General features: G+C 69.6%; 17 protein-coding genes. 7 read left to right on the forward strand and 10 right to left on the reverse strand.

Going from position 1 to position 21,249, the window contains the following annotated elements; translation table 11 throughout:
• Together MKL01_RS29755 and MKL01_RS29760 are read left to right on the forward strand one after the other, a co-directional pair.
• Nucleotides 1–909 (forward strand): alpha/beta hydrolase, encoded by a 909-nt coding sequence (locus tag MKL01_RS29755; protein ID WP_243908787.1) that lies wholly within the window; start codon nucleotides 1–3, stop codon nucleotides 907–909.
• Nucleotides 906–2,372, forward strand: a complete 1,467-nt coding sequence (locus MKL01_RS29760) for a flavin-containing monooxygenase (RefSeq protein WP_243908788.1) — start codon at nucleotides 906–908, stop codon at nucleotides 2,370–2,372. Before MKL01_RS29755 ends, MKL01_RS29760 begins: the two co-directional genes overlap by 4 nt.
• 122 nt (nucleotides 2,373–2,494) lie before the next feature.
• Here MKL01_RS29760 and MKL01_RS29765 read toward each other — a convergent pair whose 3' ends face one another.
• Complete coding sequence (locus tag MKL01_RS29765) at nucleotides 2,495–3,148, reverse strand: protein-L-isoaspartate O-methyltransferase family protein (RefSeq protein WP_243908789.1); 654 nt, start codon at nucleotides 3,146–3,148, stop codon at nucleotides 2,495–2,497.
• Nucleotides 3,149–3,470: 322 nt separating this feature from the next.
• Between MKL01_RS29765 and MKL01_RS29770 the strand changes: the two genes are divergently transcribed.
• The 3 genes from MKL01_RS29770 (at nucleotide 3,471) to MKL01_RS29780 (ending at nucleotide 7,423) form a co-directional block, all read left to right on the forward strand.
• Nucleotides 3,471–5,423, forward strand: coding sequence for an alpha/beta hydrolase domain-containing protein (locus MKL01_RS29770; protein WP_313901498.1), 1,953 nt, complete (start codon nucleotides 3,471–3,473; stop codon nucleotides 5,421–5,423).
• 135 nt (nucleotides 5,424–5,558) lie between these two features.
• On the forward strand, nucleotides 5,559–6,833 hold the full coding sequence (locus MKL01_RS29775; protein WP_243908791.1) for a PQQ-dependent sugar dehydrogenase: 1,275 nt from the start codon (nucleotides 5,559–5,561) through the stop codon (nucleotides 6,831–6,833).
• Nucleotides 6,833–7,423, forward strand: a complete 591-nt coding sequence (locus tag MKL01_RS29780; protein ID WP_243908792.1) for a c-type cytochrome — start codon at nucleotides 6,833–6,835, stop codon at nucleotides 7,421–7,423. Before MKL01_RS29775 ends, MKL01_RS29780 begins: the two co-directional genes overlap by 1 nt.
• Nucleotides 7,424–7,436: 13 nt before the next feature.
• Here MKL01_RS29780 and MKL01_RS29785 read toward each other — a convergent pair whose 3' ends face one another.
• Entirely contained in the window at nucleotides 7,437–8,207 is a 771-nt protein-coding gene (locus MKL01_RS29785) for an MOSC domain-containing protein (protein ID WP_243908793.1), read from the reverse strand.
• A gap of 198 nt (nucleotides 8,208–8,405) precedes the next feature.
• Between MKL01_RS29785 and clpB the strand changes: the two genes are divergently transcribed.
• On the forward strand, nucleotides 8,406–11,030 hold the full coding sequence (gene clpB, locus MKL01_RS29790) for an ATP-dependent chaperone ClpB (protein WP_243908794.1): 2,625 nt from the start codon (nucleotides 8,406–8,408) through the stop codon (nucleotides 11,028–11,030).
• A gap of 114 nt (nucleotides 11,031–11,144) precedes the next feature.
• Here clpB and MKL01_RS29795 read toward each other — a convergent pair whose 3' ends face one another.
• The 5 genes from MKL01_RS29795 to MKL01_RS29815 form a co-directional block, all read right to left on the reverse strand.
• A complete protein-coding gene (locus MKL01_RS29795) occupies nucleotides 11,145–12,041 on the reverse strand; it encodes an inositol monophosphatase family protein (RefSeq protein ID WP_243908795.1) in 897 nt (298 codons plus the stop codon).
• Nucleotides 12,038–12,613, reverse strand: a complete 576-nt coding sequence (locus tag MKL01_RS29800; RefSeq protein WP_243908796.1) for an NUDIX domain-containing protein — start codon at nucleotides 12,611–12,613, stop codon at nucleotides 12,038–12,040. Before MKL01_RS29800 ends, MKL01_RS29795 begins: the two co-directional genes overlap by 4 nt.
• Nucleotides 12,614–12,621: 8 nt before the next feature.
• Nucleotides 12,622–13,329: a glutathione binding-like protein gene (locus MKL01_RS29805; RefSeq protein ID WP_243908797.1), complete on the reverse strand. Its 708-nt coding sequence runs from the start codon at nucleotides 13,327–13,329 to the stop codon at nucleotides 12,622–12,624.
• Between the two features lie 188 nt (nucleotides 13,330–13,517).
• A complete protein-coding gene (locus MKL01_RS29810; protein WP_243908798.1) occupies nucleotides 13,518–14,723 on the reverse strand; it encodes an acyltransferase family protein in 1,206 nt (401 codons plus the stop codon).
• 267 nt (nucleotides 14,724–14,990) lie between these two features.
• The gene (locus tag MKL01_RS29815; RefSeq protein ID WP_243908799.1) at nucleotides 14,991–16,403 is read right to left on the reverse strand and encodes a DUF1800 family protein; all 1,413 of its coding nucleotides are present in this window, start codon (nucleotides 16,401–16,403) and stop codon (nucleotides 14,991–14,993) included.
• 610 nt (nucleotides 16,404–17,013) lie between these two features.
• Here MKL01_RS29815 and MKL01_RS29820 point away from each other — a divergent pair.
• Nucleotides 17,014–18,024, forward strand: coding sequence for a glycosyltransferase family 2 protein (locus MKL01_RS29820; RefSeq protein ID WP_243908800.1), 1,011 nt, complete (start codon nucleotides 17,014–17,016; stop codon nucleotides 18,022–18,024).
• A gap of 184 nt (nucleotides 18,025–18,208) precedes the next feature.
• Here MKL01_RS29820 and MKL01_RS29825 read toward each other — a convergent pair whose 3' ends face one another.
• The 3 genes from MKL01_RS29825 to MKL01_RS29835 form a co-directional block, all read right to left on the reverse strand.
• Nucleotides 18,209–18,433, reverse strand: a complete 225-nt coding sequence (locus MKL01_RS29825; protein ID WP_243908801.1) for a hypothetical protein — start codon at nucleotides 18,431–18,433, stop codon at nucleotides 18,209–18,211.
• 487 nt (nucleotides 18,434–18,920) lie between these two features.
• The gene (locus MKL01_RS29830; protein WP_243908802.1) at nucleotides 18,921–19,235 is read right to left on the reverse strand and encodes a hypothetical protein; all 315 of its coding nucleotides are present in this window, start codon (nucleotides 19,233–19,235) and stop codon (nucleotides 18,921–18,923) included.
• A 131-nt stretch (nucleotides 19,236–19,366) separates the two neighbouring features.
• Nucleotides 19,367–20,899, reverse strand: coding sequence for an undecaprenyl-phosphate glucose phosphotransferase (locus MKL01_RS29835; RefSeq protein WP_243908803.1), 1,533 nt, complete (start codon nucleotides 20,897–20,899; stop codon nucleotides 19,367–19,369).
• Nucleotides 20,900–21,249 lie beyond the last annotated feature (350 nt).

Consider the following 21,249-nt stretch of genomic DNA (forward strand, 5'->3'; position numbering starts at 1 on the left):
ATGGCCAGCCTGCGCGCCTATATCGGCGCCTACATGATCCGCAGCCGGGTCCGCGGACCCTTGGCCAAGGCGCGGGATGCCGCCGCCTTCCGCCGCATCTTCGAGGCGCCGACCTTCCCGGATCCCAAGGGCGTCCGCTACGAGGCCGGCATCGTCGGCGGCGTCCGGGGCGAGTGGGTCCGCCCCAAGGCGGGACCGGGACGGCGGATGCTGTACATCCACGGGGGCGGCTTCATCGCCTGCTCGCCGCGCACGCACCGTCCCGTGACGGGCGCCCTCGCGAACCGCGGCTTCACGATCTTCGTCCCCGATTACCGCCTCGCGCCCGAGCATCCGTTCCCGGCAGCCCTCGAGGACGTGATGGCGGTGTGGGCCGCCTTCAGCGCCGAGGGCGCGGCCTGCGTGGCGGGCGAATCCGCCGGCGGCAACCTAGCCCTGGTGCTGATGGGCGAGGCCCGCGCCCGCAACCTGCCCATGCCCTGGGCCGCCGCCCTGTTCTCCCCGGCCACCGACTTCGTGTCCGAGGCGGGCTCGCGGGTCACGAACGCGTGGCGGGACGCCATGTTCGACCCGAAGGCGCTCGCCGCGATCCGGTCGATGTATCTCGGCGCCGCCGACCCGGCCGATCCGCGGATCTCCCCGATCTACGCCGATCCCACCGGCTATCCACCCCTGCTGTTCCACGTGGGCGAGCGTGAGGTCCTGCGCGACGATTCCGTCCGGATGGCGGAACGGGCCCGGGCGGCCGGCGTCGCGACGACCCTGCGGGTCTTCCCCGTCGTCTCCCATGCCTGGCAATTCGCCGCCGGCGTGCTGCCGGAGGCGCGCACCTCCCTCGACGAGGCCGCGGCGTTCCTGAAGGCCCATGCGCCGGCGCCCCAGGCACAGGCCCGGAGCCCTGCACCATGACCGGACCCGCCCGCGAAAAGCTCGCCGTGCTGATCGTCGGCGCCGGCTTCTCCGGACTCGCGATGGCGATCCGCTGCCGGCAGGCCGGGATCGGCCCGCTGCAGGTGATCGAGAAGGGCGACGGCATCGGCGGGACGTGGCACGACAACACCTATCCGGGGGCGGCCTGCGATATTCCCTCGCACCTCTACTCGCTGTCCTTCGCGCCGAAGCCGGACTGGACGCGGATGTACGCGCCGCAGCCGGAGATCCTGGCCTACCTGCGGGAGACCGCGGAGCGGTACGGGCTGATGCCCCTGATCCGGCTCGGGACGACGTTCACGGGCGCCACCTGGGACGAGGCCCGCGCCCTCTGGCGTGTGGAGACCGACCGCGGGCCGATCGAGGCCCGGGCGATCGTCTCCGGCATGGGCGGCCTGCACCATCCGGCCTATCCGGACATCCCGGGCCGCGACGCGTTCGCGGGGCCGGCCTTCCACACCGCGACCTGGGATCATGCCGTGGACCTGGCGGGCAAGCGCGTCGGCATCATCGGCACGGGCGCGAGCGCGATCCAGGTCGTGCCGGAACTCGCCAAGGTCGCCGCCCACCTCACCCTGTTCCAGCGCACGCCGCCCTGGATCATGCCCCGGCACGACCACGCCATCCCGGCGCGGTCCAGGGCGCGCTACCGGCGCCTGCCGCTGGTCCGGCGGCTCGAGCGAGCCCGGCTGTTCTGGCTGCACGAGGTGCGCGCCCTTCTGGGCTTCACCAAGGTCTCGAAGCTCACCGCCCAGGCCGAAGGGCTCGCCCGCCGGCACCTCGCCAAGGCGGTGCGGGACGAGGCCCTGCGGGCGAAGCTCACGCCGCCCTACCGGCTCGGCTGCAAGCGCGTGCTGATCTCGGACGATTTCTACCCGGCGCTGCAGCGCGCGAACGTGAGCCTGGAGACGGACGGCATCGCCCGGATCACCGCGACCGGCATCACCACCGAGACGGGGCACAGCCACGCGCTCGACGTGATCGTCTACGCCACCGGGTTCGACGTCACCGCGAGCTTCGCGCGGATGGACCTCGTCGGCCGCGACGGCCTGCGGCTGACGGAGGCTTGGGCCGACGGCATGGGTGCCTATCAGGGCATCACGGTCGCGGGCTTTCCCAACTATTTCATGCTGCTCGGGCCCAATACCGGGCTCGGGCACAACTCGGTCGTATCGATGATCGAGATCCAGGTGCAGCACGTCCTCGATTGCCTGAAGGCCCTGAAGACGGGCGACCGCTCCATCGAGGTCCGTCCGGAGGCGCAGGGGCGCTTCCTCGACCGGATCCGGCGCCGTCTGGCCGACAGCATCTGGCAGGTCGGCGGCTGCCGCAGCTGGTACCTCGACGCCAACGGGCGCAACACGAGCCTGTGGCCCGATTCGGTCATGGCGTATCGCCGGAGCGCCCGCCGGGCCCGCATGGCGGATTACCGTCGGGGCTGAGGGCGAGCCCGGCTTCGCCCCGCGTCATCGCGGGCGCGGCGGAACGACCCGGGGCGGTGGGACGCCGGAAGACAAATCGCAGTCCCGGATCGCTCCCCGGCGCCGGCGATCCGGATCGGCCTTCAGAACGCGAAGCCGGCCTCGGCCGCGAAGGCGTCGAGGCCGGGCAGCGACGCATCGAACAGCGGGCGGGCCCCGAAGGCGTCACCGGCGCGCACGAACAGCGTCACCTTGGCGTTGCGGTGCGGGCCCATCACGCAGACCAGGCGGCCGTCGTCCTTGAGCTGGTCCAGCAGCGCCTGCGGCCGGACCTCGACGCGGCCGTTGATCAGGATCACGTCGAAGGGCGCCCGCTGGGGGGCGCCCGCGGCGAGCGGGCCCTCCACCACCTCGGCTTTCGCGCCGAGCTGGGCGCGGGCCGTCGCGGCGAGGTCGGGAACCGATTCGAGCGCCGTCACCTGCGCACCGAGCTGCGCCATGATCGCCGCCGCGTAGCCAGTGCCGCTGGCCACGTCCAGGGCGGCGACGCCCGGCCGGATCCGAAGGGCCTGGATCATCCGGGCCAGCACCATCGGCGCCGGCATGCAGCGGGGCTCGCCGCCCGCCTCGCCGAAGCTCAGGGTCTGGTCGATATAGGCGAACGGCTCGCGGCCCCTGGGCACGAACGCCTCGCGCGGAACGGTGTCGAAGGCGTCCAGCACCGCGTTGTCGTTCACGTCGAAGGTCCGCAACTGGCAGTCGACCATCATCCGCCGCGCCTGCGCGTAATCGATCATCGAACCGTGCCCTCGAACCGGATCGGAACGCCGCGTCGGCCGGGCTCCGGCCGGCGGCCAGCGGCCCCGGCCAAGCCTAAGCTTCCCGGACGGGAGGCGTTTTCGGAGATCGCCCGCCAAAACGCAAGGCGACCGCGCGGCCAGCGATCCGGGACCGATGCGCCTTGCCCTGTATGCGCGCGGACGCATACGTGAAATACCGGTTCTTCGAATGCTGTCGACACCCGACAGCAGAAGCCGTCTTATACAACCGCCGCGGCCCATCGGTCGAAGAGCGATAAAGACCTGGGGAGGTTCAGGGATGTCCATCCGCATCGGGCGCATGCGCGCCTGCGCTGCCGCATTGTGCCTCGTGCCGATCGCCGCGGCCCCGGCCGCGGCCCGGATCGTCGGCATCGACATCACCGCGGTGGAGCCCTTCGCGGACGGGGCGGAGTTCGGGGCGGCGGGCGCCTACGAGCGGGTCGTCGGGTCCGCCCGCGGCGAGATCGATCCGGCCGACCCGGCCAATGCCGGCATCGCCGACATCGCGCTGGCGCCGCGCAACGCGCGGGGCCGCGTGGAGTACCGCACCGACCTGTTCATCCTGCGCCCGAAGGATCCGACGCGCGGCAGCGGCACGCTCCTCTATGAGGTGCTCAATCGCGGCCGGAAGTTCCTGTTCAACTGGGTGATGGACGCCCCCGCCCAGGCCGGGCAGGCCGTCAACGAGCCGCGCGCAGCCCGGGATGCGGGCACGGCCCTCGCGCTGAACCGCGGCTACACCATGGTCTGGTCCGGCTGGGAGGCGGACGCCCTGCGCCAGAACGGCGGCATGGCGATCGACGTGCCGGTGGCCACCCGGGACGGCAAACCCATCGTCGAGACCGTGCGGGACGAACTGGTCAGCGGGACGCGCGGCCCCACGGAGGCGCCGTTCTACCTCACCTTCGCGGCGGCCGGGACGGACCAGCCCGGCGCGACCCTCACGGTCCGGCGCCGGGAGACCGATCCGCCGCGGCCGGTGCCGCGGGAGGCCTGGACCTTCGCGGGACCGCGCCAACTCATGCTGCTGCCCGCGGGCACGAAGCCCCAGCCCGGATCCCTCTACGAGCTCACCTATCAGGCGGTCGGGCCCAAGGTCCTGGGCCTCGGCTTCGCCGCCACGCGGGACGTGGTCGCCTACCTCCGCGGACACGCCACGGACAATCCGGCCGGTGGCGTGCAGCGCGCGCTCGCCCTGGGCATCTCGCAGAGCGGCCGATTTCTACGCGACTTCATCCACCTCGGCTTCAATCAGGACGAGACCGGGACGCGGGTCTTCGACGGGATGCTGGCCCATATCTCGGGGATCGGCGGGGTCTTCCTCAACGCGCGCTTCGGCCAGCCCTCGCGGACCAACACCCAGCACGAGGATCACCTGTACCCGGAGAACGCCTTCCCGTTCTCGGCGGCCACGCAGCACGACCCGGTGACCGGACAGAGCGGCACGCTGCTGCGCGGCGACGGCTTCGATCCGCTCTGGATGGAGGTGAACACCGAGACCGAGTACTGGCAGAAGGGCGCCTCGCTGCTGACCACGGATCCGCTCGGGCGGGTCGACATCGACCTCCCGGACACCGCGCGCGCCTATCTGGTGGCGGGAGGCTTCCACTACGGACGCTCCGGCCTGGTCTCCGACGCGGGACCCTGCGCCAACCCCCGCAACACGCTCAATCCCGGTCCGGCGCTCCGGGCGCTCATGGTCGATCTGGAGGAATGGGTCCGCGACGGACGGCAGCCGCCGCCGAGCCGGGTGCCGCGCCTGTCGGACGGCACGCTCGTCGAGCCGACCGCCACGGGCTTTCCCTACGTCCGGGGTCCCGCGATCGCCACCACGGTCAACACCATTCCGCGGTTCCCGACCTACCTGGACCCGCATCCCGAGGCGGGGCTTCAGTACCGCCCCCTGGTCCCGCGCGTCGACGCGGACGGCCAGGATGTCGCCGGCATCCGCCTGCCCGAGGTCGCGGTCCCGACCGGCACCCATACCGGCTGGAACCTCTACGCGGAGCCGTTCCCGGCGGGGGCGTTGTGCGACCGGGAGGGTAGCCTGCTGCCCTTCGCGGCGACGAAGGCCGAGCGCGACGCGACGGGTGACCCGCGCCTCTCCCTGGCCGAACGCTATCCGGACCGGTCGACCTACGGTGACGCCGTGGCGCGCGCCGCCGACGCCTTGGTCGCCGACAGGCTGCTCCTGCGGGAGGACGCCGACCGGTCCGTGGCGCGCGCCCGCACGGACCCGCCGCTTCGGTAGTCCCGTATCGGGTTACGTCTGCACCGCGATGTCGCGTCCCGGCGCGTTGCGCAGGTCGCCGCCTGAGCCCAGAAGTTGAATTATGAGTGCAGAAAAACGGACGGCCCCGAGATGCCGGCCGGAGTGGGAGATATCATGACGCCGATCTACAAGCCGGTCCTCACCCACACCTTCGCGGCCGCCCTGGCCTGCCTGGGCCTCGGAATCGTCGGCCGGCAGGCCGCACACGCGCAGGAGACGCCCGCGACCGCCGCTCCGCCGGCGAGCGTGAAGGTCGAACGCGGCGACGCGCTCTACGGCCGCCCCGAGGGTGGTGCGGCGGCCAAGCTCGCGCCGGTCGCCGGGCCGCCGCTGGCGACCGCCGCCGCCAAGCTGCCGCTGGACAAGCTCAAGGTGCCCGAGGGCTTCCACGTCGAGGTCTATGCCAGCGGCCTCGCCAACGCCCGCGAGATGACCCAGGCCCCGGACGGGACCGTGTTCGTCGGCAGCCGCACGGTGGGCAAGGTCTACGCGGTGCTGCCGCAGCCGGATGCGGACGGCAAGCGCCCGGTCAAGACCATCGCGACGGGCCTGCACCGTCCGAACGGCGTCGCGTTCCACGACGGCGCGCTCTACGTCGCCGAACTCTCGAAGATCTGGCGCTACGACGACATCGCCCAGCACCTCGACGGCGCCGCGAAGCCGACCCTCGTGTACGACGACCTCCCGAAGGACGAGGCCCACGGCTGGAAGTTCATCGCCATCGGCCCGGACAACAAGCTCTACGTCCCGGTGGGCTCGCCGGGCAACATCCTGATGCCGCCCGACACCCACGCGCAGATCCGCCGGATCGACCTCGACGGAAAGAACGCCGAGGTCATTGCCCGGGGCGTGCGCAACACGGTGGGCTTCGACTGGAACCCGAAGACCAAGCAGCTCTGGTTCACCGATAACGGCCGCGACTGGGTCTCGGAGGACATCCCGAACGACGAGCTGAACGTGCTCACCGAGCCGGGCAAGCAGCATTTCGGTTACCCGTTCTGCCATCAGGGCACCTTCACCGATCCGGAATACGGCTGGGGCCATTCCTGCGCGGAATTCACCGCACCGGCGGCGCTCCTCGGCCCGCACACGGCCTCGCTGGGGCTGCGGTTCTACACCGGCACGCAATTCCCGGAGGCCTACCGCGATGCCATCTTCGTCGCCCGGCACGGCTCCTGGAACCGCACCACCAAGCTCGGCGGCGACGTGGTGGTGGCCAGGCTCGGACCGGACGGCAAGATCGCCAAGGTCGAGCCGTTCATGACCGGCTTCCTTCAGGACAACCGATATGCCGGCCGGCCGGTCGACGTCCTGGTCGCCAAGGACGGGTCCTTGCTCGTCTCGGACGATTACAACGGCGCGATCTATCGCGTCAGCTACGGCCAGTGATGCGCCGGCGTCCCTGCGTGGCCCGGGGGCTGGCCGCGGCCCTCGGCGCGCTTCTGGCGGCGGGTGCGGCCCGCGCCGCCCCGGAGGCGGCCATGCCGGAGCGCCTCGCGCCCTGCATCGGCTGCCACGGGGCGGGCACCTCCGAGACCGAGGGCGTGCCCTCGCTCGGCGGCCAGCTCCCGGATTACGTGGTCACGCAGCTGTTCCAGTTCCGGGAGAAGCAGCGCGAGGCGCCGCCGATGAACGACGTCGCCGCCGGGTTCTCCGACGACGACCTGCGGGCCTACGCCGATGCGGTGGCGACGCTGCCGCCGCCGGCTCGGTCCGGGGCTCCCGAAGAGGCCGGCCTGACGGAGCGGGCGCAGGCGCTCGTCGCCAAGCACCAATGCTCCTCCTGCCACGGCCCCGACCTCGCGGGGCGCGACGCGATCCCGCGGATCCGGGCGCAGCGGGAGGAATATCTGGCCAAGGCGCTGGCCGGCTACAAGTCGAACGCCCGGCCCGGCTACGATCCGGCGATGAACGAGGTCGCGCAGGAGCTGAGCGAAGCCGACATCAAGGATCTGGCGGCCTACGTGTCGCGGCTCTGAGGCGCCGCGTCCGTCAGCCGACCCGCCGCAGCGCGTCGCCCTTGGCCAGCGCCCCGCCGGCGATCACCTCGGCGTAGACGCCGAGGTCGCGGTGACCGAGACGGGCGTCGAGGGTCCAGGGGATGTCGCAGTCGCGGACCCCGCTGACCGGATCGACATTGGTGGCGGCGCACCGCACCGTCCGCTTGGTGATCTTGAGCCGCAGACCGCTCGGCGCCTCCACCACCTGCCCGACCATGTCCAGCTCGGCGAAGGGCGCGAGCCCGTCGACCAGAAGGTTGCCGCGGAACCGCAGCGGGTCGATTGCGGCACCGAGGTAGTCCTCAACCGCCGTCACGCTCGCCCGGTTGATCAGCGAAACGTAGCCGGTCGCCGAATCCGTGAACCGGTATTGTGGCGGGGCGGCGAGCACCCTGGGTTCGCCCCGCAGGCTCTCGGGGATGAACTGCCGCATCAGGTCGGCCAATCCGTCGCGGCCGGCCTCCGTGTCGAGGCGGAAGGCCTGCGGCTCGCCATGGCCCTCCACGGTGAGCGTCGCCGTGGCGTCGTCGTAGCGGGTCCGCAGGCGGGCCAGGGCCTCGTCGCGCATGAGCATCAGGTACTTGGTCTTCGGCTGGTGCCGGGGCGCGACCGCGTTGAAGCCCGAGGGCCCGTTCTCGATGGCGTAGAGTCGGTCGCCCGGGAAGTAGCCGCTGGTCTCGAGCTCCGCCCGCTCGACCGGTTCGGGGCTCAAACCCTTCACCGGGTAGCGGTAGAGGGCGCTCACGAGAATCGCATCGGTCATGCGCCGAGCGTGGCCCCGAAACGACCCCTCGCGCAAGGGTCTTCAGACCCCTTGTGGTGCTCAATTGCAACACCACATGCAGCATACCGGCGGCCACAACGGCGCCGGGGTCCTCGCGCGGTGGAATGCCGGAGGGCGACGTTTCGGTGGCGCCGCGCCTCTCATCGGGCGGCGGATGCCGGCACGAGAGGGTTGTGCATGAATTTCGAAAAGTACACCGAACGCGCCCGCGGCTTCGTGCAGGCGGCGCAGAACCTCGCGATGCGCGAGGGGCATCCCCAGCTTCAGCCGGGTCACCTGCTCAAGGTCCTGCTGGACGATCCGGAGGGCCTCTGCGCCGGGTTGATCGACCGCGCCGGCGGCCAGTCGCGCGTGGCCCTGGCCCAGACCGAGCAGTGGCTCGCCAAGCAGCCGAAGGTCTCCGGCAACGCGTCCGCCCCGCAGGCGACGCGCGAGCTGATGCGCCTGTTCGACACCGCCGAGAAGGCCGCCGAGAAAGCGGGCGATTCCTACGTCACCGTGGAGCGGCTGCTCCTCGCCCTGGCGGTGGAGAAGGAGTCCGAGGCCGGCCGCGCGCTCCAGGCGGCGGGCGTCACCCCCGCCTCGCTCAACGCCGCGATCAACGCCCTGCGCAAGGGCCGCACCGCCGACAACGCCTCCGCCGAGAACGCCTACGACGCCCTGAAGAAGTACGCCCGCGACCTCACCGAGGCCGCCCGGGACGGCAAGCTCGACCCGGTGATCGGCCGCGACGAGGAGATCCGCCGGACCATCCAGGTCCTGTCCCGGCGCACCAAGAACAACCCGGTCCTCATTGGCGAGCCCGGCGTCGGCAAGACCGCGATCGTCGAGGGCCTGGCGCTCCGCATCGTCAACGGCGACGTGCCCGAATCCCTGCGCGACAAGAGCCTGCTGGCCCTCGACATGGGCGCGCTGATCGCCGGCGCGAAGTATCGCGGCGAGTTCGAGGAGCGGCTGAAGGGCGTGCTCTCCGAGGTCACCGCGGCCGAGGGCGGTATCATCCTGTTCATCGACGAGATGCACACGCTGGTCGGCGCCGGGAAGGCCGACGGGGCCATGGATGCCTCGAACCTGCTCAAGCCCGCACTTGCCCGCGGCGAGCTGCACTGCGTCGGCGCGACCACGCTCGACGAGTACCGCAAGCACGTCGAGAAGGACGCGGCGCTCGCCCGGCGCTTCCAGCCGGTCTTCGTGTCGGAGCCGACCGTGGAGGACACGGTCTCGATCCTGCGCGGCCTCAAGGAGAAGTACGAGCAGCACCACGGCGTGCGCATCCAGGATTCGGCCCTGGTGGCGGCGGCGACGCTGTCGAACCGCTACATCACCGACCGCTTCCTGCCCGACAAGGCGATCGACCTCGTGGACGAGGCCGGCTCGCGCCTGCGCATGCAGGTCGATTCGAAGCCGGAGGAGCTCGACAACATCGACCGCGAGATCGTCCGGCTCAAGATCGAGGCCGAGGCGCTCAAGAAGGAGACCGATTCCGCCTCCCGCGACCGGCTGGTCCGGCTGGAGAAGGAACTCGGCGACCTGGAGGAGCGGTCGGCGGCGATCACCGCCCGGTGGAAGGCCGAGAAGGACAAGCTCGGCACCGCCGCCGGCCTGAAGAAGAAGCTCGACGAGGCGCGCAACGATCTGGCGGCGGCGCAGCGCCAGGGCCAGTACCAGCGCGCGGGCGAGCTGGCCTACGGGGTGATTCCCGGCCTGGAGAAGCAGCTCGCCGAGATCGAGGCCAAGTCCGAGAACGGCCGCGACGCCATGATGGAGGAGGCGGTCACGCCCGCCCATGTCGCCGGGGTGGTCTCCCGCTGGACCGGCGTGCCGGTCGACAAGATGCTGGAGGGCGAGCGCGAGAAGCTGCTGGCCATGGAGGACGCACTCGCCAGGCGCGTCGTCGGCCAGCGCGAGGCGGTGGAGGCGGTGTCCACCGCGGTCCGGCGTGCCCGCGCCGGGCTGCAGGACCCGAACCGGCCGATCGGCTCATTCATGTTCCTGGGCCCGACCGGCGTCGGCAAGACCGAGCTGACCAAGGCTCTGGCCGGCTTCCTGTTCGACGACGACACGGCGCTCGTGCGCATCGACATGTCCGAGTACATGGAGAAGCACGCGGTCGCCCGGCTGATCGGCGCCCCTCCCGGCTACGTCGGCTACGAGGAGGGCGGCGCGCTCACGGAAGCCGTGCGGCGCCGGCCCTACCAGGTCGTGCTGTTCGACGAGGTCGAGAAGGCGCATCCGGACGTGTTCAACGTCCTGCTGCAGGTGCTCGACGACGGGCGGCTCACGGACGGCCAGGGGCGGACGGTCGATTTCCGCAACACGCTGCTGATCATGACGTCGAATCTCGGGGCCGAGTATCTGGTGAATCAGCCCGCGGGCCAGGACACCGACGCGGTCCGCGAGGAGGTGATGGGCGTGGTGCGGAGCCACTTCCGGCCGGAGTTCCTGAACCGGGTCGACGAGATCATCCTGTTCCACCGCCTCGCGCGGTCGGAGATGGGGGCGATCGTCGAGATCCAGCTCGGGCGCCTGCAGAAGCTGCTGGACGAGCGCAAGATCACCCTCACGGTCGACGAGGACGCCAAGACCTGGCTCGCCGACAAGGGCTACGACCCGGCCTACGGGGCGCGGCCGCTGAAGCGGGTGATCCAGAAGAACGTCCAGGACCCGCTGGCCGAGCTGGTCCTCTCGGGCAAGATCCACGACGGCGAGACGGTGTCGATCACCGCCGGCCCGATGGGCCTGATGATCGGCGACGTCACGGTCGGCGCCGAGCGCCGGCCGGTCCACGCGACGCTGAACTGATCGTCCCGGCCGGCCCACCGCGGATGGATCGCAGGGGGCGTCGCACCGGATCGGTGCGGCGTCCCCGTCTCGGCGTGTTGTCCCACGAAGGACACAACCCCTCGGAAGCGTCGGCTAGGCCCGGCGGATCGCTCCCGCCAGATCCTCTGCCTGCGCCCGGTCCCGGCAGACCAGCCAGAGATCGTCGTGGGCGGACAGGTCCGCGTCGAACAGGTCGGCGAGGGCGGCCGGCGGCTCGCCGAGATCGGGCCAGTGGTAGAGGCGGAACCCCAGCGCCTCGAAAAGGGGAAGCAGCGGGGCAAGGTCCCAGAGTCGGTGATTGCTCAGGGTCGCATCGAGCCGGCCGGTCGCCAGAAGGGCGGCGTCCGAGATCGCGCCGCCCTCGCCCCAGGGGAACCAGCCCTTCCCGTAATCCAGGGTGAAGCGTTGCGCCGCCACCGCCAGCCAGCCGACATGGCCGGTCCGACGCGCCGGCCGCTCCAGCGGCTGCAGCGCCTCGGTGGGGCGCCCGCCCCGGGTCGGCGCCCAGAAGGCCCGGCCGCCGCTCGCCGCGAGCAGGATCCCGCTGGCGGCTTCCGCGGGCTCGTTCCGGGCCGGACGGCTTCGGTCCTCGTTCCAGGCGGCCAGGCTCAAGACGCCGGCACGGGGCCAGCCCGCGCGGCAGGCCGCCACCATCACACCCCAACCCGGGAGACCACCGGCGAACGGCCGGGTGCCATCGATCGGGTCGCCGACGAAGGTCCAGGCTTCCCGGGCGAGCATCGCCCGGGCGGCGTCGCGTCCGAGGGCGTCGGCGGTCTCCTCCTCGATCAGGTCGGGGCCGAAGCGCTCGTTCAGGAGGCGGCTCACCGCGAGGTCGGCCTCGGTCAGAGCTTGGCCGAGATCCGGCCCCTTGTTGGTCATGGCGAGCCCGGCCGCGCGCAACGCCAGCGCCAGCGGAGCCGCCTCCGCGGCGAAGTCCAGCATCCGCGCGAGGACATCCCGCTCGGGGAGATCGGCCGGGATGGTCATGCGGCGAACAGGTCCGGGCTGCGCAGCATCAGCGCCTGGACGAGCACCAGCGTCTTGAGGTCGGGCAGTCGGCCCGTGCGGGCCTGATCCGCCAAGTCGGCCAGCGGTACCTCCATGGCCACCACCTCCTCGCCTTCCTCGTGCAGGCCGCCGCCGGGGCCGATCCGATCCGCGGGACCGTAGGACGCGAGGTACAGCCAGAGCCGCTCGGAGGAGACGGCCGGCATGCTGTAGGCGTGCGCCACCGGCTCCAGCCGGCGCAGGGTCACGCCCGCCTCCTCCATCGCCTCCCGGATCGCGGTCGCCTCGGGCGCGCCGCCGTCCAGGCCACCGGCGGGGGCCTCGTCGAGCTCCGCCGGTTCGCCCCAGAAGGCCGGCCCGACCCGGGCCTGCCGGACGAGCAGCGCGACCCGCCGCCCGGGGTCGTAGGGCAGCACGCAGGCCGCCTCGCCGTGATCCTCAAGCACCCGCGGGACCGTGCTGCCGCCGGCCAAAGTCAGCGTGGCGATCCCGAAGGTGTTCCAGCCCCGGTGGATCACCCGTAGGGGGAGCGCGATCCGCGTGCCGGTCATGAGCGAGGTCAGCGCTTGATGGTCGCGGCGGTCTGGCCGAACATGACCTTCTTGGCGTCCTCGCTCATGGTCTTGCCGTGGTCGGGATTGACCTCGGGGGCGCGGGCATAGGCCGCCTGGGTGGCGGGCCGCTCCGCGATGGCGGTGAACCAGCGCTTCAGATTGGGGTGATCGTCGAGGGTCTGGCCCTGCTTTTCCCACGGCACGATCCACGGGTAGCAGGCCATGTCGGCGATGGAGTAATCCGGGCCGGCCACGAAGGCGCGGTCGGCGAGGCGGCGGTCCAGGACGCCGTAGAGCCGGTTGGTCTCGTTGACGTAGCGCTTGATCGCGTAATCGATCTTCTCCGGTGCGTATTGCGAGAAGTGATGGTTCTGGCCGAGCATCGGCCCGAGGCCGCCCATCTGCCAGAACAGCCATTGCAGCACCTCGGCCCGGCCGCGCAGGTCGGTGGCGATGAAGCGCCCGGTCTTCTCGGCGAGGTAGAGTAGGATCGCCCCCGACTCGAACAGCGAGACCGGCGCGCCGCCATCGGCCGGCGCATCGTCGACGATCGCCGGCATGCGGTTATTGGGAGCGATTTTCAGGAATTCCGAATTGAACTGCTCACCCTTACCAATATTCACCGATTGAATTCGGTAAGGAACGCGGGCCTCTTCGAGAAACATCGTGATCTTATGGCCGTTCGGCGTCGGCCAGTAATAGAGATCGATCATCGGTTCGTATCCCGCTGCGCCCCCAGCGGACGGAAAGTGGGTCGGCAGGACAGTGCGGTCAAGCCTGTCGCACCATCCCATAGGCGGGCGTCCCCTATCGCGGCGGTGCGGGTCCGACCGTTCGACCGCGGAGGCGACCGGTGCGGCACCTCCGCGATCCCGCGCGGCTCAGGGACGGACCGTCGGGATCATGGCTGCCCGGCAACGTTCGGCGCCTCGATGGCCAGACCCGCGAGCCGATCATCCTGGCGGGCGCCACGTCCGCGCACCGGAATCCGCTCGGCGAGCCGGTTGAAATAGGCCTGGCAGGGTACCTCGACGAATTTGTAGGTCTGAGAGGCGACCGCGACCGTCAGCGCGATCACGAGCAGCGCGAGGACATCCTGGACCCAGGGTCCACCGGCGGTGAGCACGTCGTTCCCCTTGCCGTCCACCACGACCCATTCCCGCAGGGAAATGTGGAACAGCCGCTCGCCCACGCGTGAGGACGCGTTGACGAGGACGATGACCAGGTAGTGCGTCAGGTAGATCGAGTAGGAATACAGGCCGAGCCGGTTGACCCATTTGCTCGACATGAACCGGGAGATCGGACCCTGCTCGAAGGCGAAGACCAGGACGATGGCGCAGAAGAACGGAGTCGCCGAGCCGAACAATGCTTCAGCCGGCAGCGTCGACATCAGCCCGACGAGGGCCACCACGAGAAGAATCTCGAGACCGTAGAAATTCCAGACCCTGCCCTTGATACGATCGTAGACATAGAAGGTCGAGACACCTGCGAAGAACTCGAAGATGCAGCGCACCAGGGAGACCCTGAACTCGCTGACGTCGAAGTAGAAATACAGGAGCATCAGCAGCGTGCCGGCCACCAAGCTCACGCCGGCGCACAGCCAGCCCATTCTCTTCGAGAAATACAGAAACAGCCCGGCGAACAGGATGTAGGTGTAGAACTCGGCGCTGATGCTCCAGCTCGGCCCGTTCCAGGTCCAGGAGTCGAAGAAGCCGACGCCCTGCACCAGGATGAGATTGGAGAACAGCGCCGGGATCGACCGCCTGCTCTCGAACGGGATCTCCCCCACCGGCAGCCGGGTCGCGTCCAAGAGGAAGTACTTGATCACCTCGAGGGCGAGCAGCACCAGAAGCGTGAAGATGTGCAGCGGCCAGAGACGGCCGAATCTCCGGACGATGAACTTGGCGACCCCGCCCCGATCGTGCAGCTTGGCGCTGTAGCCGTAGGCGAGGACAAAGCCGCTCAGCACGAAGAAGAAGTCGACGAAGACCCAGCTGTTTCGCACCATTCCCCAAGTGTAGAAGTGTCCCGCCAGACCGAGATGATAGAGGGCGACCAGAACGGCGGCCAGCCCACGCCATCCGTCGAGTGCTGTGAAACGTACCATGCGTAGCCTCCTAGCGGATGGATTTGGGCTCGATCGACCGCCCATGGGCCGCGCCATCGGGGCATGCGACCGGTAACTGCGCGCGGCGGCTCAAGCACGGGCGCGCCGACGGGGCGAAACGGCCTGCGCCGCCCCGGATGTCGACCGACGCGGCCGCCTTCCGGAGAGGCCGGCCCGCGGCGGGTGCCGAACGCCCCCGGCTCCTTCCGGACGATGCCGCCGACGCGTACCGCACCACCGATGCGGCGGGTCGTCTGCCCGAACGCATCATCGGCGTTGGAACTCGGGCGACAGCAGAAGCACGGCGACCGATTCCTGACGGTTCGAGGAGTTTTTGATCGCCTCGGATGTGTCGAGCGACAGGGCGTCGCCGACGACCGATTCGGCCAGCTGGCCGACGTTCAGGCCCGTCTTCTCACGCTCGGCGACGGCGGCCGCGACTTCGAACCGCCCCTTGAGGTTCGCGGGCGAGGACCACGCGTCCTCGATGTCGGCGAAGCCGTTCGGCCCGGGCACGTCCCAGATCCGGTTGCCCAGCCCCCGGAGGAACTGCGTGTAGGTTCGCGCGGGAACCGAGACTTGCGTCGCGCGCAGCGCGGCACCCAGGAATTCCTGCGGCGTGCGCAGCTTCACCATCGGTCCCCACGCCGAGGGCGACGAAATCAACGCGTACGAGACGGCGCGAAGGTCGCCGCCGGTCTGCTGGAAGACGCGAGCCAGATTGTCGACCAGCGTCCCCGGCGGGTTGTCCGAGACGAAGTGACGGGCGAGCTTGAAGGCGATGAAGCGCGCGGTGGCGGGGGCAGCGGCGAGCTGATCGAGCGCCGACAACCCTTCGTCGACGCCGGCCTCGCGATAGGTTCGGCCGAGGAGCGTCTTGGGGCCGGGTTCGTGAGCGGCGTTGTCGAACACGAACGAGCCGGCGGCCTGACCCTGCCGGATATCGCCCACGGTCCAGCCGGAGAGCATCTTCGCGAAGTTTTCGACGTCGTGCTGGTTGTAGCCGCCATGGACGCCGAGCGTGTGCAGCTCGAGGATCTCGCGGGCGAGGTTCTCGTTCAGGCCGCGGCCCTCCGCCGCGCGCGCGGCCCGCGCCCGTGCCGAGTGGGGACCGACCGAGTTGTTGTTGTCGAGGTAGGTCAGCATCGTGAAATGCCGTGTCGAGGCCTTCAGCATGTCGGCGAAGCGGCCCAGGGCGTGCGGCCGGACGACGTCCCGCTCGAAGACGCCGGCGGTCAGGCGATGCCAGCCGCTCTTCGCCGTACCGACCGCGAAGTGATTGCTCCAGAACCAGACCAGCCGTTCCGGAAAGCCGATCACGGACTCCCTCAGGATCTGCAGCCGCGCCTCGACCTCCGCATCGTAGAACCGGCCTTCCGGGAGGCGATAGACACCTTCCGGCAGCGGCGCCTCGGTCTGCGGCTGGGCGCCCATGCCCGCCATGGTCGCGCCCTGCGACGCCGGCCGATGGGTCGTGGAGGCGAGGTACTGCTCCCAGCGGAACTTGTGCATCACGAGTTCGGTCAGGGTCTGCATGCCCTGCGGAACGATCACGCCGGCGTCGAGCTCGGCCTTGAGGCGCCCGAAGGCGTCGGTACCGATGACGTCGAGATCGTTGGGACGGATACCGAGCCCGAACCGGTGCGAGGCGATACGCGCGGAGTGAAAATCACCAATCATAAAGGCACTGCCATGGATAGCGTTTATCCTGGTCAGGATCCGCCCGATGACCGATTTCCGCAGTGCGCCTCTCTGTAGCGAGGAACACCTTACGCTTCATCCCGGCATCAACACGTCGCGTTGCTTCCAGTCTGCAGCGTAGAGCTTGTCCCGCCCGGCCTCCTGACAAAGATCAAGACCCCGGGAGATTTCCCCCGCATGGTACTCCGCGCGGTGCCGCAGTTCTCGGCGGCACGCGAGGCCGCGGCAGCGGGCTCGGCCGATCCGGGCGCCCGGGATGATCCAGGACCGATGTTTGCGCTCTCAGGCCAAGCCCCCTATCGCGACGTCGACCTGGCCTGGGCCTGCCCTATGGAGTTGCGCCGATGGGGCACCGTTTGCCCCTGGCGCGGCCCACGTCCTCCGTCGAGGCGTCACGAAACGCGCCGTTTCGAACCGATCGAAGTCTTGAACCGGCGCCGGGATCCCGTCTGTACGGCGATCGGCGATCTGGACTGCCGATCCCGCAGCAGCCGATCGACATCGCCTTCGCGGCCCGATGCGGACCGATCCTCGCTCGCAGCCCAAGCTGAGCGGCTGGATGGTCCATCGCCGACACGGCCGCACTGATATGAGCCCGCCCCTCCCGCCGATCGAGGCCGCCATGAAGATCGCCGTCATCATCACGTGCTATAACGAGGGACAATACGTAGAGGGCGCGTTGCAGAGCGTCCTCGATCAGTCGGCCAGCCACGTCATCGAAGAGATCATCATCAGCGACGACGGATCGGATCAGCCGACGCTCGCTGTCCTCGACCGACTCGCCGATCGCGACCCGCGGGTGCGGATCCTGTTCAACGGCCGGTTCACCGAGGCGCGGCCCAACGGTCTGGCCCGCAACCGGAACTACGCCATCGCGCAGACCGCCGCGCCGCTCATCGCGCTCCTGGACGCCGACGATACCTGGGATGCGCGGAAGATCGAGACCCAGATGGCCGTGATCGAGTCCGCCCCGGATACGGCGCTGGTCTACACGAGCTTCGAGCTGTTCCAGGACGGGCCGGGCACCGAGAGCGAGTACGGCATCGTGCGCGATCTCGCGACCTCGCGCGACACGGCGCTCGACTATTTCCTCAACGATCCGCCCATCGTTCCGTCGACCGTGCTGATGCGCCGGGCGATCTTCGACCAAGTCGGCCGCTTCGACGAGGCGATCACGGTCTTCGAGGACACGGACTTCTTCTTCCGCTGCGCCCGCAAGGGCAGGCTTGCCGCCGCCAGCGAATGCCTCGTACGGAAGCGTGTTCACAGCAGCGCGATCACGTCGAAGCGCGATCACCTGATGAAACACCACGCCTTCGTGGCCATGCATGTCGCGTTTCAGGAGCCCCGGCTGATCCCGCTCGTGGGGAAGCGCCTCTCGGAGCGGGCCTACAAGCTGGGCAACGTGGAATCGTCGCACGGAAACCTGACGACGGGGCGCTGCCTGTACAAGCTGTCGGTGCGCATGAACCCGTTCCAGCTGAAGCCCTGGCTCGCGCTGGGCCTGTCGTATCTCGGCGGCCATGGCATGATGGTGTCGGTGAAGCGTCACCTGTCGTCGACGCGTCCGCACAACACCCTTCAGGGACGGGCCAAGTAGGTCCCGGCCCAAGGTGACAGGACCCCGCCGTCGTGTCGGACCCGCGGCGCGGTGGTCCAGTCCTGATGCGCGCCTGCGCCGATCCGGACGTTGCTTCCGGCGAGCGTGGCGTCCCGCGCGGCAGAGGCGCTTTGCGCTACGGTCGCGACGATCCGTGGGCCACCATGCCGGTTGCGGCAGCCGGCTAATCGACGGACGGGACCTCGATCGCCTCGACGGCCTCGACATCCGCCCGGATCCGGCCGCCGTCCGCGAGGTGCAGCGTGACGAGATGACCGGTGATCCCGAGTCGGACGCAGGCGAAGGTCTTGCCGCTGGCCATGTGCACGGTCGGTTGAACGCCGGGCTCGCGATGCGCACTCACGGCGCCGATCCATTCTGCCATCTCGCGGAACGTCGCTTCTCTCATGTTCCCGTTTCCACCTCAGCAGCGTGACCGGCCGCAGCACGCCTCCGTCAGCCGTGGCGCGACTCACCCGGATCTATCAGCCGAGGGTGTATGGAAGATGCGGCGCGTTCCGACTCCCGCGATTTTGTCGGGTGCTCTCCGCGTGGCTCCGGCCGCCGTTCCGGATTCACACGCCTGCATCGAAGGGGAGCGGCGGTCGTCACACTCCCCCTACGCGCCGCGATGCTCACAGCTTGCCTGCGGGGGGCTATTCCCTCCCCCAAAGTGAGGAGGCCTTCGGGGATCGCAGATTCGGCGTTGGACAGCTGGCGGATGAAGCGTGCCAGCGCCTTGAGCACGGCCCCCACTCCTCCCCCTTCTTCACAAGGGGAAAGCGCCATTCCTCCAAAAGGGTGGAATGCGTTTGGAGAGGTATGAGGCGCGTTGTCCGCCCGGACGGGGCGGCCCCGTTCGCCAGCCTTGCTGAAACGCCCGCCAGGGCTTCGGATCAGTTCGGCGCCCGACGACGGCGCGGCCGTCCGACCCCGGCCACCAGAAGCCAGAGCCCCAGACTCGCAAGGACGAGCGGGTTGGTCATCGACCAGTGGACGATGGGTTCCGCGGCGGGCGCGGCTCCGTCGGTGGCGCCATGGCCGTCGGCCGCGAGGACGCTGAGCCACAGGTTGACCGCCAGAAGCGAACCTGTGGTGGCCAGGAAGAGGAACGCGCCGACGAGGCCGCTCAGACGCAGGAGGATGACGAAGCCGATGGCCGACAGCGCCATCGGTCCGACCAGCGCCAGGACGTAGAGCAGTTCGTACATCGCCGTGCCTCCGCGAAGCCGGCAGGCAGCCGAGACATCCGGACGGCGGGTCCCCGACCGGACCGCGCTCCCATGAACCCGGCGGCGAGGCCAGAGCGCCGGGGCGGTGCCGGACCGGGCTCCGTGCGGCCTTACCGGGCGTTCCGGTAGGCGCGCGACGAGAACATCGTCGTGATGATGATGCGGATGTCGAGCAGCAGCGACCAGTGGTCGATATAGTAGAGATCGTGCTCGACCCGCGCCCGCATCTTGTCGTCGGTGTCCGTCTCGCCGCGAAGCCCGTGGATCTGCGCCCAACCCGTGAGCCCCGGCTTGATGTTGTGGCGGCGCGCGTAGGCCGGGATCTTGCTCTCGAATTCCCAATCATGCGCCAGGGCGTGCGGACGAGGACCGACGAGGGACATGTCGCCACGCAGCACGTCGAAGAGCTGCGGCAGCTCGTCGAGGTTCGTCCGGCGCAGGATCGCGCCGACCTTCGTGATCCGCGTATCGTTGACGGTGGCCTGACGGATCACCGGACCGTCGTCCAAGGTCGTCATCGTCCGGAACTTGGTGATCCGGAACGGCCGCTGGTTGTAGCCGTGCCGGTTCTGGCGGAAGAAGACCGGGCCCTGGCTATCCAACTTGATGGCGATCGCGACGAGGACCATCAGCGGCGCGAGAGCCACGAGGCCGGCGATCGCCGTCGTGATGTCGAACATGCGCTTCGCCACCTGATCGAGGGCCGAGAGCGGCGGCTGACAGAGCTTGACGGCGTTCTTCCAGCCGAACCGCCGCACCTCGATCGTCTGCGGATCGAACAATTCGTGATCGAGAACCAGGTTGAGCCCGACCGGCAGGTGGGTGCAGCCGCGCACGAGGCGGTTGATGAGATCGCGCTCCTGTTCCGGGATCAGGATGACGACCTCCTCGACGGCCGCCTTGCGCAGGCCGGAGATCTTCCTGGTGATGATGTCGTGCAGCTCGTTCTCGTCGGCGACGCTGGACGGGCAGACAGCCCAGTCGGGAAGTTCGAAGGCGGTGAACCGCAGGGCGGTCCGGTCGGGCTGGTTGACCATGAAGGCGGCGATCGCCTGCGCGGTGCCGATAAGGCCGATCCGCTGCGCTTCCAGGTAACCGGCGCGGACCGCGGTCGCGATCAGCCAGCCGGCCGCGACCCGCCCGAGGAGCAGCGCGCCGCACCCCGCGGCGTACTGCGTGAACAAGCTGCCGCGCGAGTAGAAGTCGGTGAAATGGGTCAGGAACAGGAAGCAGACCAGGACCGAGAAGGCGCTGTTGAAGCTGAAGAAGGCGCGTCGCGTCAGCTTGCCTTCGTCGCCCTGCCGCTCGACCCGGTAGGCACCGTCCAGGATCATCGTCACGACGGTCAGGGCCGCCAAGCCCAGCGACACGGCGACGTAGATCTCGGTGTCGCGCAACTGCCCCGCCAGGGCGAACTGGTAGCCGATCGCGCCCAGCAGCGCGGCGCCGCTGACGAGGGCGAGGTCGATCACCACCAGGATGACGAGCATGTCCTTCGACAGGAGCCGAAGGCGCGGGACGCGGGCCTGGACGACAGCCTTGGCGAGGCCCTCCGCCGGCAGGGCGCCGCGGCCCGAACCCTTGAGCGCAGGTCCCTTGAGGCTGGACCCGGCGAATGTCGGTTCTGCCTGTAGGCTCGCCATACGCATCTCCCGCAGTGATCGAGTCGTCAATCGAGGGCGGGACACCCCGTCCCCGTAACAAGCGTGCTGCGGAACGCGGGCCCGCGGCACGCTCGACAGGCCTGGGCAGCGTGGTCGGCCGCCCCTTCGAACTGAAACACCGCCTCATCGCGCGGCCGGCCCGACGATGACCGGACCACGGACGCAGCCGCGCACGCCGGTCGCCGGGCGACCGACCGAACGACTTCAGCGATTATTTCCCTGCAGCAATAACCGCATGCGCTATCTACTCCGCGGTATTGACCTTGCGAGAAACCATAGACAGCGGGTCCGTGGAAAGATTGATAAATCTCAAGCTCGACGAAGTTCCG

This window comes from Methylobacterium sp. J-070 (genome assembly GCF_022829385.1).
Lineage (GTDB): Bacteria > Pseudomonadota > Alphaproteobacteria > Rhizobiales > Beijerinckiaceae > Methylobacterium.

What these genes read in the sequence shown, in the direction of transcription:
- MKL01_RS29755 (WP_243908787.1), top strand. Translation starts at nt 1, where the DNA reads ATGGCCAGCCTGCGCGCCTATATCGGCGCCTACATGATCCGCAGCCGG.
- MKL01_RS29760 (WP_243908788.1), top strand. Translation starts at nt 906, where the DNA reads ATGACCGGACCCGCCCGCGAAAAGCTCGCCGTGCTGATCGTCGGCGCC.
- MKL01_RS29765 (WP_243908789.1), bottom strand. Translation starts at nt 3,148, where the DNA reads ATGATCGATTACGCGCAGGCGCGGCGGATGATGGTCGACTGCCAGTTG.
- MKL01_RS29770 (WP_313901498.1), top strand. Translation starts at nt 3,471, where the DNA reads ATGCGCGCCTGCGCTGCCGCATTGTGCCTCGTGCCGATCGCCGCGGCC.
- MKL01_RS29775 (WP_243908791.1), top strand. Translation starts at nt 5,559, where the DNA reads ATGACGCCGATCTACAAGCCGGTCCTCACCCACACCTTCGCGGCCGCC.
- MKL01_RS29780 (WP_243908792.1), top strand. Translation starts at nt 6,833, where the DNA reads ATGCGCCGGCGTCCCTGCGTGGCCCGGGGGCTGGCCGCGGCCCTCGGC.
- MKL01_RS29785 (WP_243908793.1), bottom strand. Translation starts at nt 8,207, where the DNA reads ATGACCGATGCGATTCTCGTGAGCGCCCTCTACCGCTACCCGGTGAAG.
- clpB (WP_243908794.1), top strand. Translation starts at nt 8,406, where the DNA reads ATGAATTTCGAAAAGTACACCGAACGCGCCCGCGGCTTCGTGCAGGCG.
- MKL01_RS29795 (WP_243908795.1), bottom strand. Translation starts at nt 12,041, where the DNA reads ATGACCATCCCGGCCGATCTCCCCGAGCGGGATGTCCTCGCGCGGATG.
- MKL01_RS29800 (WP_243908796.1), bottom strand. Translation starts at nt 12,613, where the DNA reads ATGACCGGCACGCGGATCGCGCTCCCCCTACGGGTGATCCACCGGGGC.
- MKL01_RS29805 (WP_243908797.1), bottom strand. Translation starts at nt 13,329, where the DNA reads ATGATCGATCTCTATTACTGGCCGACGCCGAACGGCCATAAGATCACG.
- MKL01_RS29810 (WP_243908798.1), bottom strand. Translation starts at nt 14,723, where the DNA reads ATGGTACGTTTCACAGCACTCGACGGATGGCGTGGGCTGGCCGCCGTT.
- MKL01_RS29815 (WP_243908799.1), bottom strand. Translation starts at nt 16,403, where the DNA reads ATGATTGGTGATTTTCACTCCGCGCGTATCGCCTCGCACCGGTTCGGG.
- MKL01_RS29820 (WP_243908800.1), top strand. Translation starts at nt 17,014, where the DNA reads ATGAGCCCGCCCCTCCCGCCGATCGAGGCCGCCATGAAGATCGCCGTC.
- MKL01_RS29825 (WP_243908801.1), bottom strand. Translation starts at nt 18,433, where the DNA reads ATGAGAGAAGCGACGTTCCGCGAGATGGCAGAATGGATCGGCGCCGTG.
- MKL01_RS29830 (WP_243908802.1), bottom strand. Translation starts at nt 19,235, where the DNA reads ATGTACGAACTGCTCTACGTCCTGGCGCTGGTCGGACCGATGGCGCTG.
- MKL01_RS29835 (WP_243908803.1), bottom strand. Translation starts at nt 20,899, where the DNA reads ATGGCGAGCCTACAGGCAGAACCGACATTCGCCGGGTCCAGCCTCAAG.